Genomic DNA, 15,477 nt, shown 5'->3' on the forward strand with positions numbered 1-15,477 from the left:
CTTGGGATGCCAAGTCTTCGACTCGCTGATGGGCCGTTCGCTGAAGGCCGGCTACCGCGTGACCGACAAGACATTGCCCCGGCTGGCACGCGAACGCTGGCGGCGACCACACGCCATCCTCATACAGACCACCTGCATGAAAACCACGCCCACCGACCTGAAAGCCCTCTGTCGGCTGCTCGAGGCGGGCCATCACGTGCTGATTGCCACGGGCGAAATGTCCGACGACACGCTCAGCAGCTTCTTCGGCGTCACCATCCGGGGCGCCACGGCCGTCATCCCATGGCAAGTGAGGCAGTCCTTCCAAAATATCGAGCTGCTCTACGACACGCTCCGGTGGCGTCGGCAGCCACCCTATCCCGAACGTTCCTACCGTGTTTTCAGCGCCTTCGTCGACGGCGGCGTATGGCTCGACAACCACCAAGACTGCGACACGCTCCTGCAAGCGTGGCAAGCCACCTACACCGACACCGTGAGCACGGGCTACTGGAAGGCCGCTCTCGTGGCCAAACGGTGGCGGCGAGGCACGATTTACTTCTGCTCTACCCCACTGCTGCTCACCAACTACGGCGCGCTCGACCCGCAGATCCATCCCCTCCTCTTCCGCATACTGACGCAGACGCGGGGCCTTCCCGTCGTCCGCACCGAGGCCTACACGCCCCACACCGAGCGCGACAGCCGCCCCTCCGTCGGGCCATCTACCTGTCGCTTGCGGGCCTGTTGCTCTTCTGCGTGTTCTTCGCCCGCCGCCGACAACGGGTCATTCCGATGGTGAAAGCGCCCGAAAACAAGTCGCTGGAGTTCGTGCGCCTCATCGGAACGCTCTATTACCAACGCCACGACAACCGCGACCTGCTCCGCAAGAAGTACGCCTTCTTCGCCGACACGTTGCGCGCCCGGCTGTTGATCGACTTGGAAGACCACGCCCGAAGATCGGAAAACATCACGACCATTGCCCGTCAGACCGGGTTGGAAAAGGCCGCCGTGCAGGCCGTCGTAGACCAAATCGAGCGGATGATGGAGAACCAAACCAAAATCGCCGACGCCGACTTGCGCCGCGCCATCGACCGATTAGACGAAATATCAAGTAAATTATAACCGCTATGGAAGAACAGACAACAGACAACAGACAACAAAGAAGCCCTTTCGGCTGAAAGAACCGACCTGACGGCCTTCAGCGAGAAGGTCGCGATACTGAAACAGGAAATCGGAAAGGTCATCGTAGGGCAACAGGAGGCCGTCGATCTACTGCTGACAGCCATCCTGGCCGACGGTCACGTGCTCATCGAAGGCGTGCCGGGCGTAGCCAAAACGTTGTTGGCCCGACTGCTGTCGCGCCTCGTCGACGCCCGCTTTAGCCGCGTGCAGTTCACCCCCGACCTCATGCCGAGCGACGTACTCGGTACGACGGTGTTCAACATGAAGACGTCGGAGTTTGATTTCCACGAAGGACCGGTCTTCGCCGACCTGGTACTGGTAGACGAAATCAACCGTGCGCCGGCCAAGACGCAGGCCGCCCTCTTCGAGGTGATGGAAGAACGGCAGGTCACCATCGACGGAACGACTCATCGAATGGGCGATCTCTACACCATCATCGCCACGCAGAATCCCGTGGAACAGGAAGGAACCTACCGGTTGCCCGAGGCTCAGCTCGACCGTTTCCTCTTCAAGATAACGATGGACTACCCATCGCTCGACGAGGAAGTGGACATCCTGCGTCGCCATCAGGCCCGGGCACGGCTCGTCAAACTGGAAGCCGTCAGGCCCGTACTGACCGTCGACGAACTGCTCCTGATGCGCCGCCGGCTGCAGCCGGTGTTTGTCGACGACAGCCTCTTGCGCTACATCGCCGCCATCGTGCGGCAGACCCGCACGTCGAAAATCGTATATCTCGGGGCCAGTCCGCGGGCATCGGTGGCCATCCTCAACGCCGCCAGGGCCTACGCGCTGCTGAGCGGCCGCGATTTCGTGACGCCCGAGGACATCAAGTTCGTCACGCCGAGCGTTCTCCAGCACCGCCTGCAACTCACCGCCGAGGCCGAAATGCAGGGCTACACGGCCTTGAAAGTGGCCTTCAGGCTCATCGACAAGGTGGAAGTACCCAAGTAAACCGACCGCCATGTATCTCACCAAGCGATTCTTTCTGCTCCTCGCCGCCGCCACGCTCCTTACCGGACTGGGCTACGCCTTCGCCCCGCTGTTCGCGTGGGGCAAAGTGTTGTCGGCCCTCCTGCTTGCGGCCACGGTCGTCGACGTGGGACTGCTCTACACTTGGCGGGGGCTCTCGGCCGAGCGACGATGCGACGAGCGCTTCTCCAACGGCGACCCCAACCGCGTGGAAATCAGCTTGGAGAGCCGCTACCCGTTCGGCGTCGGCGTGACGGTCGTCGATGAGGCGCCGGCCGTTTTCCAGCGACGCGACATCGCCTATAAGGTCCGTATCCCCGCCGGAGCAAGCCGGAGCGTAGCCTATACGCTCACGCCGACGCGGCGGGGGGTCTACGATTTCGGTCGCCTGCGCTGCTTTGCCCGCACCGCCGTGGGCCTCGCCGAGCGTCGCTACACGCTGGGCCGCCCGCAAGAGGTGAAGGTATATCCCTCCTACCTCATGCTCAACCGCTACGAACTGCTGGCCATGAGCCATCAGCTCACCGAAATGGGAATCAAACGCATACGCCGCGTGGGACACCATACGGAGTTTGAACAGATTAAAGACTATGTGCAGGGCGACGAGTTCCGCGCCATCAACTGGAAAGCCAGCGCCCGCCGCCACCAGCTGATGGTGAACGCGTATCGCGACGAGCGGTCGCAGCAGGTGATATCGGTCATCGATAAGGGGCGTGTCATGCAACAATCGTTCCACGGAATGACACTGCTCGACCACAGTATCAACGCCGCGCTGGTGATCTCCTACGTGGCCATGCGCCGCGAGGATAAGGCCGGTCTCATCACCTTCGCCGACCGCCCCGACTCGTTCGTGGCCCCGTCGAGCCGGTCGGGCCAGATGCAGCGACTCTTAGAAGCGCTCTACGCGCAGCGGACGACCTTCGGCGAGACCGACTTCAGCAGTCTCTGCGTCAGCGTGCGCAAGCAGCTCGACAGGCGCAGCCTGCTCATTCTCTACACCAACTTCCCGGGCATGGGCGCCCTCCGCCGCCAGTTGCCCTACCTGCGGCTGCTCAGTCGCCGTCACCGACTGCTCGTAGTGTACTTCGAAGACAGCGAGACGGACGACTACATCCGCTCGCCCAAGACGTCGACGGAGGACTATTACCAGCACGTCATCGCCGAAAAGTTCGTCCGCGAGCAGCGACTCATCGCCTCGACGCTCCGACAGAACGGCATTCTCAGCCTGCTGACGACGCCCGAACGGCTCAGCGTGGACGTAATCAACAAGTATTTAAGTTGTGTGGCGGACAGGGGGATTGGCTGATTATCCGCCCATTCAACAAGAAAAAAAGCGGCTATCCGACTCACCGGAGAACCATGGGGACGGTTTTTACTTCTTCTTAATTTCCCTGTAAAAATTTATACAAATCAGTGTCAAAATATGCTTCGGGAATGAAGTTCGTGAGCAAAAGCCCGAAATTTCGAGCGTTTTCGCGAAATCAGCAAGTCGCTGATTATCAGCGATTTGTTAAAATTTATAAGTTCGTACTTCTCAAAAAACAACCTGAAACATCGAAAATAACCGCCTAAAAGCAGGCTTTTTGGCCGCTAAAAGCATAGCGATAAGCAGGTCAAAGCATAACTTTTAGCGTGTAAAAGCTATGCTTTGACCTTGAAATAAGCTAAAAACGGCATGGCGCATGGGCTGAAAAGGCCCCTTCAACCTTATTTTTCCATCTAAATGAAACTTTTTCAGAGGCCGTTTTTCTTACCACTTTCTTTACAAAAAGTCAAAATCGGGCGCTGTCAGTGACAAACCCACAAGACTTTCGTCAATGACCGACTTTAAATAAACTACATCCGCAAAAAGAAAAACTGATTTGACAGAACGAGAGCCTCCCTAACCACGCATTCGTCTAAAAAAAGAATGAAAATTTTGCAATCATTGCATTTTTTTATTAATTTTGATTATCAATCTATCATCCACGTTATCAAATCATTGAATTGATTCAACATGAAATTAAACAACATTTTTCTTTCTTTCCTACTCACCCTCCGGGCTTCTATGGCCTCGGCGCAGCAACCTGTCGATTATGTGGATCCGTTCATCGGCACCACCAATTTCAGCGTGTGCAACCCCGGGGCGGTGCTGCCCCACGGCCTGATGTCGGTGGTGCCGTTCAACGTGATGGGCTCCGACCTCAACCAATACGACAAAGACGGACGCTGGTGGTCGGCGCCCTACGAGTATAACAACAAGTTTTTCACCGGCTTCGCCCATGTCACGATGAGCGGCGTGGGCTGTCCCGAGCTGGGCACATTGCTCACTATGCCCACCACAGGTCGGCTCGATGTGGACTACCGCAACTACGGATCGGAATATCGGGATGAGCAGGCCACGCCCGGCTACTATGCCCTGACGCTGAAGAAATATGGCGTGCGGGCCGAAACATCGGCCACCTTGCGTTCGGCCATAGAGCGATACACCTTCCCGAAGGGCCGCGCGAATATCTTGCTCAACGTGGGCGACGGCTTGAGCAACGAGTCGGGAGGTATGGTAAGGCGTGTCAGCGACACCGAGATAGAGGGCTTCCGACTGCTCGGCACGTTCTGCTACAACGCCCAGGCGGTATTCCCCATCTACTTCGTCATGCGCGTGAACAAGCGGCCGCAGACCGCGGGCTACTGGAAAAAGCAACCTAAGTTCACGGGTGTGAAGGCGCAATGGGACAAGGACAACGGACGCTATAAGCTCTACGAGAGCTACAACCGTGAGATGGCGGGCAACGAGGTGGGCTACTACTTCAGCTACGACTGTCAAGAGGGCGAACAGATTGAGGTGCGCATGGGCGTATCGTTCGTGTCGACGGCCAACGCCCGCGAGAATCTCGACGCCGAACAGCAGGGGCTTTCTTTTGCCGACATCCGCCAAAAGGCTCGCCAAACATGGGAGGAGACGCTGAACCGTGTCACCGTGGAGGGTGGTACCGAAGCCCAGAAGCGTGTGTTCTACACGGCATTGTACCACAGCCAGCTGCATCCGAATATCCTGCAGGACGTGAACGGACAATATCCCGAAATGGAAAACGGCCGCACGGGCCACACCACGGGCAACCGTTACACGGTGTTCTCGCTGTGGGACACGTATCGCAACGTCGCCCAACTCGAAACGCTGCTCTATCCCGACCGCCAGCTCGACATGGTGCGCTCGATGATCGCGATGTACAAGGAGTGGGGATGGATGCCTAAATGGGAACTCTTCGGCCGTGAGACTTGGACGATGGAGGGCGATCCGGCCATCCCGTTCATCGCCGACACGTATCTGAGAGGACTGCGCGACTTCGACATCACCGCCGCCTACGAGGCTTTCAGCCGTTCGGCCAACCTGCCGGGCAAGGACAACAAGATGCGACCCGACATCGACCCGTATCTCTCCAAGGGCTATGTGCCGATGGGTGTGTACGCGGCCGACGAGTCGGGCGACAACAGCGTGTCGCACGCGCTGGAATACTACATCGCCGACTATGCCCTGTCGCGTCTGGCCAAGGCTCTTGGTAAAGAGGCCGACGCCCGCAAATACTACGCCCGCTCGTTAGGTTACAAGCATTATTACAGCAAGGAATCGGGCACGCTGCGCCCGTTGATGAAGGACGGTAGCTTCCTTTCGCCGTTCAATCCGGAAGCGGGGGCCGACTTTTCCAACGCGCCGGGCTTTCATGAGGGGTCGGCGTGGAACTATACTTTCTGCGTACCATACGACGTGAAGAGATTGGCGCGTCTGATGGGAGGCGACCGCAAATTCGTGAACAAGTTGCAGATGGTGTTCGACAAAGGACTCTACGATCCGGCCAACGAACCCGATATCGCCTATCCCTACCTCTTCAGCTACTTCAAGGGGGAGGAATGGCGCACGCAGAAGGAGGTGAGTCGCCTCTTGGCCAAATACTTCACCGACAAGCCCGACGGCATACCGGGCAACGACGACTGCGGCACGATGTCGGCCTGGGCCATCTTCTCGATGATGGGTCTTTATCCCGACTGCCCCGGTTCGCCCCATTACACGCTGACCACGCCCACCTTCGACCGGATAACGCTACATCTCGACAAGCGCTATTATCCGCAGGGCGACCTCGTGATCGAGACTCGTCGCTCGGCTCCCGACCAAGTAACCATTAAAAAGATGACACTGGGAGGCAAACCGCTCAACAGCTATCGCGTCAATCACAACGAACTGATGAAAGGCAAAAAATTGATCATCGAAATGTAAACCTATAATTTTCATAACTCTATTTTTCAGAAGTTAAGAAAGTAAATAGAGAAAGGCCGGCATATTCCAATAGCCGGCCTTTCTCTATTTATGAATCAATACCACTTTAATTCTATTCTTCTGCTGAAGTTATTTGTTTGATATCTGTTTGTACATTGTCTATCTCTGGATATCCATTGGTATGGAGCATTTTGTCGAGGATATCTGCCTTGAATGCTACTCCTGTCCTCCTGCATAATAGAGTACCGATATAGAGAATCAACTTGTAGAGCTGATGACCTTGGATGTGAAGATAAGCATTCTCTTCATGAAGATGCTCGTTCGTCATATTGGCAGGTTGCCGCAAATTCTTGAGTGCGCCGGCAAACAATGTTTCGACCTTTTCGATATAAGCCCTTCCATTATCCGCAAGTTCTTCTCGGTTTGGTTGCAGAGGCAGACACGCATTGAACTTGGTGATGTTCCATTGTTGATTCAAAGCAGAACTTTGGCTATAATGCACAAGGTATAGAAGTGGTTTATACACAACGGCAGAAAGAATCTTTAGAAATTTACAAAAATCAAATTCCGTGTCAGGAACCAATTCTGCAAATCTATTCTGAAGACGCTCTGCTTCACAGAAATGATTCTCCCAAGAGTATGTATACGTTTGAGCAATGCGGTTATCCGCTGTAAGTTCTTCTTCTCCTCTTAACTGACGCAAGTCGCTATCTATGCAAATAAAGAAGCGCTTAGTCAGATAAGACTTATAGCGAAGACATTGCTCACATCCTCGCGTATCCATTCCATTGTTACTTTTGGAATATGTAATAAAGTGATATGTTGCCGGATAGGCGTTCTGTAACTGATAGTTCCAGAAAAGAATGTCCTCTGAATTTTCTAAATGCACGACTGCCTTGATATTCCTGTCACGCAATGGAAGATTACTATAATATCGTGCTTGATTTTCGATTCTATTCATTTTTTGTTACTTGACCGGAGTTGTTACATCTTCCATATAGATGATCTTGTCACCCCATCCATCACCAAAGATACTTGGAGAATGAGTAGTGATGAAGTACTGAGCATTAGGATTGAGTTTAACAAGGATATTGATCAACTCAAACTGCCAGCTTATGTCAAGAGAATTCTCCGGCTCATCAAGTAACACAAATGCTTCTTTCCCCTTCAAAAGGAACACACGAAGTAAAATCAGAAGGATTTGCTTTTCTCCGGAAGACAAAGCATCAAGTGGTATTACCTGTCCATCGGAGATAACATTGAACTTATTCCCTTCAATTTCAATATACTTCCCTGTGGTCTTAAAAAGACCGTTGATAGCAGAGCAGAAATTTTCAATACGAACTTTCATCTCTGTCTGTTTTTCTGCGGAAGCATCGATCATCGCCATTCGTTGGTACATCATTGAAGGTCCCGTCTTCATGTCAAACATATAGAATTCCAGATCCTGGGTCAAGGCATTAGAGACCTTGCGCTTGTCTCGCATGGCAATATTATCGATGGAAGGTACATATACAACTTGGTCTTTGTCATCGATATTTTCAAGGGCAATCTTATTGATTTCACCCAGTAGAGTGGTCTTTCCACTGCCATTGATACCTACGATGATATTAACGTCTTCGTTAGCCGTAATGTGTACATCGTACTTATCCCAGAGACGAGTCGTGATTTTTTCAATCTTTGAGTATGACATAATATCTGACCTTTGGTATGCTCATCGTATAACAAGAGCACACATTATTAATAATTCGATACACGACGAAGACGCGCGGTTGAATTTTATTCTCCAAACGCTTCGGCTTCAGCCTGCGCGATGATATCTTCACGGCTCATGCGCTGAGCGCTGATGTGGCTCAAGTCAAACTCTTCGCCATTGAGATCCAAGTCATTGGCAGTGGCATTGTCTACCGTAGCGGACGCGGCGGCAGCGTGTTGAGCCGTGCCGGGTGTCTCCTCGCCCACCTCATTGTCCGACCGATACATCGGGGAACGGCGTTGCCGACGCGAATTATCTTTGTAAACTTTCTCACGGAAAGCCGTAGGATGCTTCTCTTCGGCCGTCTCGTCGGGTTGCCGCGTGATAATGAAGTCGTCTTTCGTATCCGTGTTGGGCACGTTCTCTACAGGTTCTTCCTCCATCTTCGTACGATTACCCTTGGCGGCGAACACGCTGTCGATGAACTGTGGTTCCCTGCGCAGCCGTTCCAGCGTGAGCTTCGCGGCCTTCTGCTGGCTCTCCTTCTTGCTGTAACCCGTACCGTTGCATCCTTCCACGCCTTCGAGCATGACTCGATAGTTGAACATGGGACTGCCGTTCTCATCGCTTTTCTCATCCACGATTTCGAAGTCCATCTTCACACGGTTCTTCTGGCTCCACTCGATGAGCTTGCTCTTGAAGTTCACCTCTTTGTAAGCTACCTTGTCAATATTGATCATCTGGGCCAGCACGCGATCTTCCATGAAGCGCATGCAGGCGTTGTAGCCGCGATCTAAGTAGAGGGCGCCCACAAGAGCCTCGAAGGCATTGCCACCCATGTAGTTGTTGTGCGACGAACTGCGGCCGCTGCTGAGTATCAACCTGCTGATTCCCATTTCCTTAGCCAACCGGTTGAGCGTGTCGCGCTGCACTAATTTAGAGCGGGTATTGGTGAGAAAGCCTTCGCGTTTGCCCGGGAAATGACGGTAAACGATATCGCCCACGATGGCGTCGAGGATGGCGTCGCCGAGAAACTCCAATCGTTCGTTGTTGACAGGTTTGCCCTTGGCGTTGCGCCGCATGACGCTTTTGTGCATCAAGGCCAGTTTATAGTAACTGATATCGTGTGGAAAAACGCCGATGATACGGTAGAGAGACAAATAAAGCTCCTTCTCCTGACGGAAAGGGAGCCTTATTCTATCGATGATATTATTCAGCATACTTCTTGAATACTACGCAGCAGTTGTGTCCGCCAAATCCGAAAGTATTGCTCAAAGCAGCGTTCACCGGGCGCTTCTGTGCCTCATTGAAAGTGAAATTCATACGATAATCGAGCTGTTCGTCGTTGTCGCCTTCCTCGTGGTTGATGGTCGGCGGCACGATATCGTTCTGAACAGACAGCACGCATACCATGGCCTCAACAGCACCGGCAGCACCCAGCAGGTGGCCCGTCATGCTCTTCGTAGAACTGATGTTGAGTTTATAGGCATGGTCGCCAAAAACATCCTTGATGGCCTTGGCCTCCGATACGTCGCCGACGGGTGTCGACGTGCCGTGAACATTGATATAGTCGATATCCTCTGGCTTCATGCCCGCGTCTTCGAGAGCATTAAGCATGACGAGTTTGGCACCCAGACCTTCGGGATGAGAAGCCGTGATGTGGTGAGCGTCGGCACTTGCTCCCTCGCCTACCATCTCGGCGTAGATCTTCACGCCACGAGCCTTGGCATGTTCAAGTTCTTCCAGAATCAGACAACCCGCGCCCTCGCCCATGATGAACCCGTCGCGGCTGGCACTGAATGGACGGCTGGCGTGCTCGGGGTCGTCGTTGCGGGTAGACAGGGCGTGCATAGCGTTGAATCCGCCTACTCCACATTCACAGATGGCGGCCTCGGCACCACCGCTCACGATGATGTTGGCCTTGCCCAGACGAATCAGGTTGAACGCGTCGGCCAACGCGTTGCTCGATGAGGCGCACGCGCTGGTGGTGGTATAGTTAGGTCCATGGAACCCAAAATGAATACTGATCTGGCCCGAAGCGATGTCGGCAATCATCTTGGGAATGAAGAAGGGGTTGAACTTAGGACCGTCAGCCATGTGCTGTCCGTAGTAGGTTACTTCGTCCTGGAATGTCTTAATACCGCCGATTCCTACACCGTAAACCACGCCGATACGGTTCTTGTCCTCTTTCTCAAGGTCGAGCCCGGCATCTTTCACGCCCTGCATGGCACTGATCATGGCCAGCTGACAATAGCGGTCCATCTTGCGAACTTCCTTGCGGTCGATATAATCGGTCACATTGAGGTTCTTTACTTCACAGGCAAACTGTGTTTTGAAATTGGTTGCGTCGAATTGCGTAATAGGTGCTGCGCCGCTTTTGCCAGCCAAAAGGTTGGCCCAAGTCTCTTCAGGAGTATTGCCTACAGGAGTAACAGATCCAAGACCTGTTACTACTACTCTCTTTAATTCCATCTAAATAAAAAAGTTAATTAGGAATTAGGGATTAGTGATCAGAGCCACGCATCGAAAAACAACGGATGCACCGGTCCAATCCTTAATCACTAATCCCTAATCGTATAAAAATAAAGCTGTAGCTAAATTACTTAGCGTTCTCTTCGATATACTTGATAGCGTCGCCTACGGTCTGGATAGTCTCTGCCTTGTCATCCGGAATAGAGATACCGAATTCCTTCTCGAATTCCATGATCAATTCTACAGTATCAAGCGAGTCAGCACCAAGATCGTTTGTGAAACTTGCTTCTGGCTTAACTTCTGCTTCGTCAACACCGAGTTTGTCCACGATAATAGCCTTTACTTTGCTTTCAATTTCTGACATAATTGTAACTTTTAAATTGGTTTATAAATAATATTCAGATTAAAAATCGGGTGCAAAGAAACAAATTTTTCTTCAATGTTCCAAATAAATCAATTAAAATTAGTACCATTTTTGCACAGGTACCCCCCTATTGTGCATAAAATTACGCCTTTATTTGGCAATATTAAAATGATCAGCCTATCACTTTCATTACTTTCTCCAATATCATTTCAGGTGAAATATTTTTCAGACAGGCATAGTCGCCACGCAGACAGGGCTTATTGCCGTAGACCGAACAGGGACGACAAGGCAGGTTGAGACCGATGGCGTTGTCGGGATTCTGGCGCCAACCCATGAAACCGGCAAAGGGATGGGTGGCGCCCCAGACGCTGACGACGGGCGTAGCGGTGAGCGAAGCCAGGTGCATATTGCCGCTGTCCATGCTGATCATCACGTTGAGGTGGCTCATCAGAATGAGTTCTTTCTTCAGACTGCCCAGCACGGCCGACGCATTGAGGCAGTTAGAATATTTCCGGACCCAGCCATCGAGCACTGTTTTCTCCTTACCGCCCCCGCCGAAGAGGAAAATACGACACGAGGGATGGCGCTGAATGAGTTGCGCGATCACCTTTTCCATGTTCTCCACAGGATAAATCTTACCCTTATGAGCCGCAAAGGGCGCTATGCCTATCCACTGTTGAAACTTCTTTTTTTCACCTATTATATTAGGTAGCAGTCGGAGATTGCCTCCTTCGGGTGGAAAAACGCTGATGAAAGTAGGCTCCACGGTGTAACCCAAACGGGCCAACACATCGAGATAATTCTTGAAAGCGGTGGGTTGCTGCACCATCACCTTGTCGTTGCAGCGTGTCAGAAGCTGTTTGCCACGGCGATGTTTGTCGATATGCGCCACACGGAAACGGCCTAAGTTGAAACGCAGACGCAGATAATTGGACCGCAGGATGTTATGAAAATCGGCTACGGCCGTGATATTCTTGGCTACCAACCGGCGGTAAAGCGCGTTCATCCCTCGCAGTCCGGCATACTCTTTCTTGACGTCGGCCGCCATAAAACCCACATTGGGCGCCAATCCTTCGAACAACACACGGGCAAAGGGCTTGCTCAACACCGTGACGCGCAAATCGGGATATTGCCGTGCCAATGAAGCCACAACGGGTACTGCCATGGCGACATCGCCAAGTGCTGAGAAACGAATAATCAGTAAATGATCTTTCATTGTTGGATGTTTGGTTGTTTGGTTGTTATGGTGTTGGGATGAATAGTTACTCTGTCTATATTTAAACAAACTATTCATCCCGACACCTCCACACCCCGACAACTTAACAACAACTTATTTCTTATACAACACCGGATTGGTGGCAGGATCGTTATACATTTTCATCTGTCGATACACCTTCATATACTTGCGGCCGGCCTCGATGTCGTCGAGCAGCTGGTCGATGGCCGTGCTCAGGTCAACCTGCTGTTCGAGCAGCACGTTGAGTTTAGCCCGACACTTCTCCCGATGTTCGGGCGTGGCGTCCTCACGCTCGGCCTGCTCACGCATGTGATAGATTTTAAGAGCCAGAATGCTCAGTCGGTCTACGGCCCAAGCCGGACTCTCCGTATTGATGCGGGCATCGGGCAACACCTCCACGTCACTGTATTTCTGACGGAAATAGCTGTCTATCTGCTCCACCAAATCGGTGCGGTCCTGATTGCTGCGGTCGATACGACGCTTCAAACCTAATGCCTCCACGGGATCGATATGCGGATCGCGGATGATATCTTCGAAATGCCACTGTACGGTGTCGATCCAACACTTCAGATAAAGCCTGTTTTCAATCGAATCGCGTTCGTAAGGATTATTAATAGGTGTTTCGATGTTGTCCTTCACATGATAATCAACAATCGCCTTGTTGAAAATCTCGTTGCACGTTTCTGTAAATGTCATGTCTTTGGTTTTTTAATAATGCTGCAAATGTAAAGATTATATTTTATATTTCCAAATAATTTGGTTGTTGGGTTGTTATGGTGTTGGGATGAATATTTAGTTGTTATGGTGTTGGGTTGTTGGGATGAATAGTTACTCTGTCTATATTTAAACAAACTATTCATCCTTCACACCTTAACAAAGCGAACTTTGGCTCAACGAACGTCCCCACAGAACAAACTATTCATCCCAACAACCCAACACCATGACAACCAAATTAACAACCCCACAACCAAACCTGTGGATAACTCTGTTCATAACTTTGTGAATATCCACAACCTTGGTTCCGGTGACTTGTCCACTGTGGATATCCACATACTTATCCAAGCATTTTCAAAAAGTTTTCAACGATTTTTCCATCAGAAAAGATATAAACTTATCAACACCGCACGTAGTGATACCCTTTTGTGGAAAACACGCACAAACCATTGAGTATCATCCTGAAGATATTTCAAGCAGCCGTGGGTAACAATCCCTGAAATGTTAATATTGAAACTACCAAACAAATCGTCCTGAAGTTATAAACATATCCACACGATATCATCTTACTCTTTTCCTTTTCTTTTAAAAAAGAGAAGAAATAAAAAATAATAATGAAGTGTGGAAAAAAGGAATAATTTCCGGATTTTGTAAATGGCGTGAGCCGTAGGGGCCTGATTTATCACGTTCCGCCTCTGCATGGCTTCTATATTAAGAAAAGAAAAAATAAAAACGAGGAAATGAGAAGTAATCCATTGTTTTTGTCAAAGTATAACTATTGGAATTAAAAGCATAACTATTAGTAGTTAAAAGCATAACTTTTAGCGTGTAAAAGGGCTGCTATCAGGAGCCAAAAGCATAGCTTTTACACCCTGAAAGCATAACTATTGGGAAATATACCTTAATATATACGCCAGTTCGGTTTAAGAAAAGAGGTGTAAAAGTTGGTAATCTGTTATGCTATCATTTTGGAACTTTCCGCAATTTCAAGCTGGCCGCTTGCGGCCCTTATGTCTTTGTAAGAAAACCTACCCCGGCCATTGCTTTGCTTTTCCCTTCGGCCAGCGATTTGCAATTACCTCGCTCCGCGAACAGCGACCTTCGGTTCCCAAAGGGAGGGAGAACTAACTGAAGAGTGTGAAGTGTGAAATGTAGATAGCTTACCTTTTCGCACTTCACACTTTATATTTTACATTTCCCGCTTCCCATTTCCCACTTAGCTTTCTGTCTTTCTTGGCCGCTTGCGGCCCTTATGTCTTTGTTCTCCGCCGACAGAAAAATATGTTCTTATGTCTTTATGTCTTTAAAACAACATAAGAAAAACATGTCCTTTTGTCTTTATGTCAAAAAACTCAACATGTGTCTTTATGTCAGAAAAACGGCATATAGGAATTATGTCCTTGTGTCTTGAAATACAATGCTTTAATTCTTGATAACAATAAATTCCAAGTTATTTTGGAACAACGTCTTTAAAAACGTACCTTTGTGTCTGTATATTCTGCGATAGCGATTGAAGGTTATCTGAAAGAATTTTGGATAGTAGAATTATATATGACTATATATGGTGAAACAATTTGAAATAAGAAATAGTACAGCTGAATTCCTTACCTTTATGATTGAAGGAAAAGAAGATGGCATACAAGTCGTGTATAAAAAAGAAACTATATGGGCGACACAAAAAGCAATGGCAACATTGTTTAACGTAGGAGTTTCTGCAATCAGTAAACATCTAAAGAATATTTTTGAAAGCGGAGAACTTGATAAAACAACGACTATTTCCAAAATAGAAACAGTCGTAAAAAGAGGTTTTCGTGGAGAATCGAAAGAAGAGGTTGAGTTTTACAATCTTGATGCCATTATTTCCGTCGGCTATCGTGTCAATTCTGTTCGTGCAACTCAATTCCGCCAATGGTGTACTTATGTACTTCGTCAGTTTGCTATTCGTGGGTATGTCATAGACAGAAAACGAATGGAAAACGGCTCATTTATTGGGGAAGACTATTTCGAACATCTGCTTGCCGAAATAAGGGAGATTAGACTGAGTGAACGTCGATTTTATCAGAAACTTACTGACATATATACAACGAGTATTGATTACAATCTTAATGCACCTACCACTCGTATCTTTTTCAAAAAAGTGCAGAATAAGATGCACTACGCTGTGCATGGGCATACTGCCGCAGAGTTAATTGTAGATAGGGCTAATGCAGAGCATGAACACATGGGGTTAACTTCATGGGAAAAAGTACCTAACGGAAAGATTGTGAAAACGGATGTTTCCGTCGCAAAGAATTATTTAAAAGAAAATGAATTGGAAGCAATGGGGAGAATTGTCAATTCTTTCCTTGATGTTGCTGAAGATATGGCGAAACGTCATATTCCCATGACCATGGAGGATTGGGCAAAACGTATAGACAAGTTTCTGGACGTTACAGATCGTCCCGTGTTGCCCGACAGTGGGAAAGTATCGGCTGAATATGCGAAAGAGTATGCTGAAACAGAATTTGAGAAATACAGAGTTATTCAAGATAAACTTTTTAAATCAGATTTTGACCGCTTTGATAAAGGAAATATATTACCACTTGATTTTAATTCCGACGAAAAATGAATAATACAGT

General features: G+C 49.9%; 13 protein-coding genes. 6 read left to right on the forward strand and 7 right to left on the reverse strand.

The genetic code is table 11. The annotated features are described in order from the left end of the window. Window positions 1–28: 28 nt before the first annotated feature. From JHU38_RS12390 to JHU38_RS06600, 5 genes are all read left to right on the forward strand, one after another. Window positions 29–775, forward strand: coding sequence for a hypothetical protein (locus tag JHU38_RS12390; protein ID WP_394370905.1), 747 nt, complete (start codon window positions 29–31; stop codon window positions 773–775). Beyond that, window positions 769–1,098, forward strand: coding sequence for a hypothetical protein (locus JHU38_RS12395; protein ID WP_232369865.1), 330 nt, complete (start codon window positions 769–771; stop codon window positions 1,096–1,098). The genes JHU38_RS12390 and JHU38_RS12395 overlap by 7 nt, the downstream gene beginning before the upstream one ends. Before the next feature lie 66 nt (window positions 1,099–1,164). Further along, the gene (locus JHU38_RS06590; protein WP_107581426.1) at window positions 1,165–2,109 is read left to right on the forward strand and encodes an AAA family ATPase; all 945 of its coding nucleotides are present in this window, start codon (window positions 1,165–1,167) and stop codon (window positions 2,107–2,109) included. 10 nt (window positions 2,110–2,119) lie between these two features. Next, window positions 2,120–3,433, forward strand: a complete 1,314-nt coding sequence (locus tag JHU38_RS06595) for a DUF58 domain-containing protein (RefSeq protein WP_107581425.1) — start codon at window positions 2,120–2,122, stop codon at window positions 3,431–3,433. Window positions 3,434–4,123: 690 nt separating this feature from the next. Then, window positions 4,124–6,376: a GH92 family glycosyl hydrolase gene (locus JHU38_RS06600; protein WP_107581424.1), complete on the forward strand. Its 2,253-nt coding sequence runs from the start codon at window positions 4,124–4,126 to the stop codon at window positions 6,374–6,376. A 112-nt stretch (window positions 6,377–6,488) separates the two neighbouring features. Here JHU38_RS06600 and JHU38_RS06605 read toward each other — a convergent pair whose 3' ends face one another. The 7 genes from JHU38_RS06605 to JHU38_RS06635 form a co-directional block, all read right to left on the reverse strand. Next, window positions 6,489–7,337: a DUF4435 domain-containing protein gene (locus JHU38_RS06605; RefSeq protein WP_107581423.1), complete on the reverse strand. Its 849-nt coding sequence runs from the start codon at window positions 7,335–7,337 to the stop codon at window positions 6,489–6,491. Between the two features lie 6 nt (window positions 7,338–7,343). Beyond that, the gene (locus JHU38_RS06610; protein WP_107581422.1) at window positions 7,344–8,069 is read right to left on the reverse strand and encodes an AAA family ATPase; all 726 of its coding nucleotides are present in this window, start codon (window positions 8,067–8,069) and stop codon (window positions 7,344–7,346) included. Window positions 8,070–8,155: 86 nt separating this feature from the next. Further along, window positions 8,156–9,292: a ribonuclease III gene (gene rnc, locus JHU38_RS06615; protein ID WP_107581421.1), complete on the reverse strand. Its 1,137-nt coding sequence runs from the start codon at window positions 9,290–9,292 to the stop codon at window positions 8,156–8,158. Further along, a complete protein-coding gene (gene fabF, locus JHU38_RS06620) occupies window positions 9,282–10,544 on the reverse strand; it encodes a beta-ketoacyl-ACP synthase II (protein ID WP_107581420.1) in 1,263 nt (420 codons plus the stop codon). The genes rnc and fabF overlap by 11 nt, the downstream gene beginning before the upstream one ends. A gap of 127 nt (window positions 10,545–10,671) precedes the next feature. Beyond that, complete coding sequence (locus JHU38_RS06625) at window positions 10,672–10,908, reverse strand: acyl carrier protein (RefSeq protein ID WP_004373076.1); 237 nt, start codon at window positions 10,906–10,908, stop codon at window positions 10,672–10,674. A 172-nt stretch (window positions 10,909–11,080) separates the two neighbouring features. After that, window positions 11,081–12,124, reverse strand: a complete 1,044-nt coding sequence (locus JHU38_RS06630) for a glycosyltransferase family 9 protein (RefSeq protein WP_107581419.1) — start codon at window positions 12,122–12,124, stop codon at window positions 11,081–11,083. Window positions 12,125–12,238: 114 nt separating this feature from the next. Further along, window positions 12,239–12,841, reverse strand: coding sequence for a DUF4254 domain-containing protein (locus JHU38_RS06635; protein WP_107581418.1), 603 nt, complete (start codon window positions 12,839–12,841; stop codon window positions 12,239–12,241). Between the two features lie 1,579 nt (window positions 12,842–14,420). On the opposite strand from JHU38_RS06635, the gene JHU38_RS06640 reads away from it, so the two are divergent. Next, the gene (locus JHU38_RS06640) at window positions 14,421–15,467 is read left to right on the forward strand and encodes a virulence RhuM family protein (RefSeq protein ID WP_107581417.1); all 1,047 of its coding nucleotides are present in this window, start codon (window positions 14,421–14,423) and stop codon (window positions 15,465–15,467) included. The last annotated feature ends 10 nt before the right edge of the window (window positions 15,468–15,477 follow it).

Origin of the sequence: Prevotella illustrans (genome assembly GCF_017426725.1) — a bacterium.
Classification (GTDB): Bacteria; Bacteroidota; Bacteroidia; order Bacteroidales; family Bacteroidaceae; genus Prevotella; species Prevotella illustrans.

Bases quoted from the DNA above. Each gene is read 5' to 3' on its own strand.
- JHU38_RS06595 (WP_107581425.1), top strand. From the start codon at position 2,120: ATGTATCTCACCAAGCGATTCTTTCTGCTCCTCGCCGCCGCCACGCTC.
- JHU38_RS12395 (WP_232369865.1), top strand. From the start codon at position 769: ATGGTGAAAGCGCCCGAAAACAAGTCGCTGGAGTTCGTGCGCCTCATC.
- rnc (WP_107581421.1), bottom strand. From the start codon at position 9,292: ATGCTGAATAATATCATCGATAGAATAAGGCTCCCTTTCCGTCAGGAG.
- JHU38_RS06610 (WP_107581422.1), bottom strand. From the start codon at position 8,069: ATGTCATACTCAAAGATTGAAAAAATCACGACTCGTCTCTGGGATAAG.
- JHU38_RS06640 (WP_107581417.1), top strand. From the start codon at position 14,421: ATGGTGAAACAATTTGAAATAAGAAATAGTACAGCTGAATTCCTTACC.
- JHU38_RS06600 (WP_107581424.1), top strand. From the start codon at position 4,124: ATGAAATTAAACAACATTTTTCTTTCTTTCCTACTCACCCTCCGGGCT.
- fabF (WP_107581420.1), bottom strand. From the start codon at position 10,544: ATGGAATTAAAGAGAGTAGTAGTAACAGGTCTTGGATCTGTTACTCCT.
- JHU38_RS06625 (WP_004373076.1), bottom strand. From the start codon at position 10,908: ATGTCAGAAATTGAAAGCAAAGTAAAGGCTATTATCGTGGACAAACTC.
- JHU38_RS06605 (WP_107581423.1), bottom strand. From the start codon at position 7,337: ATGAATAGAATCGAAAATCAAGCACGATATTATAGTAATCTTCCATTG.
- JHU38_RS06630 (WP_107581419.1), bottom strand. From the start codon at position 12,124: ATGAAAGATCATTTACTGATTATTCGTTTCTCAGCACTTGGCGATGTC.
- JHU38_RS06635 (WP_107581418.1), bottom strand. From the start codon at position 12,841: ATGACATTTACAGAAACGTGCAACGAGATTTTCAACAAGGCGATTGTT.
- JHU38_RS12390 (WP_394370905.1), top strand. From the start codon at position 29: ATGGGCCGTTCGCTGAAGGCCGGCTACCGCGTGACCGACAAGACATTG.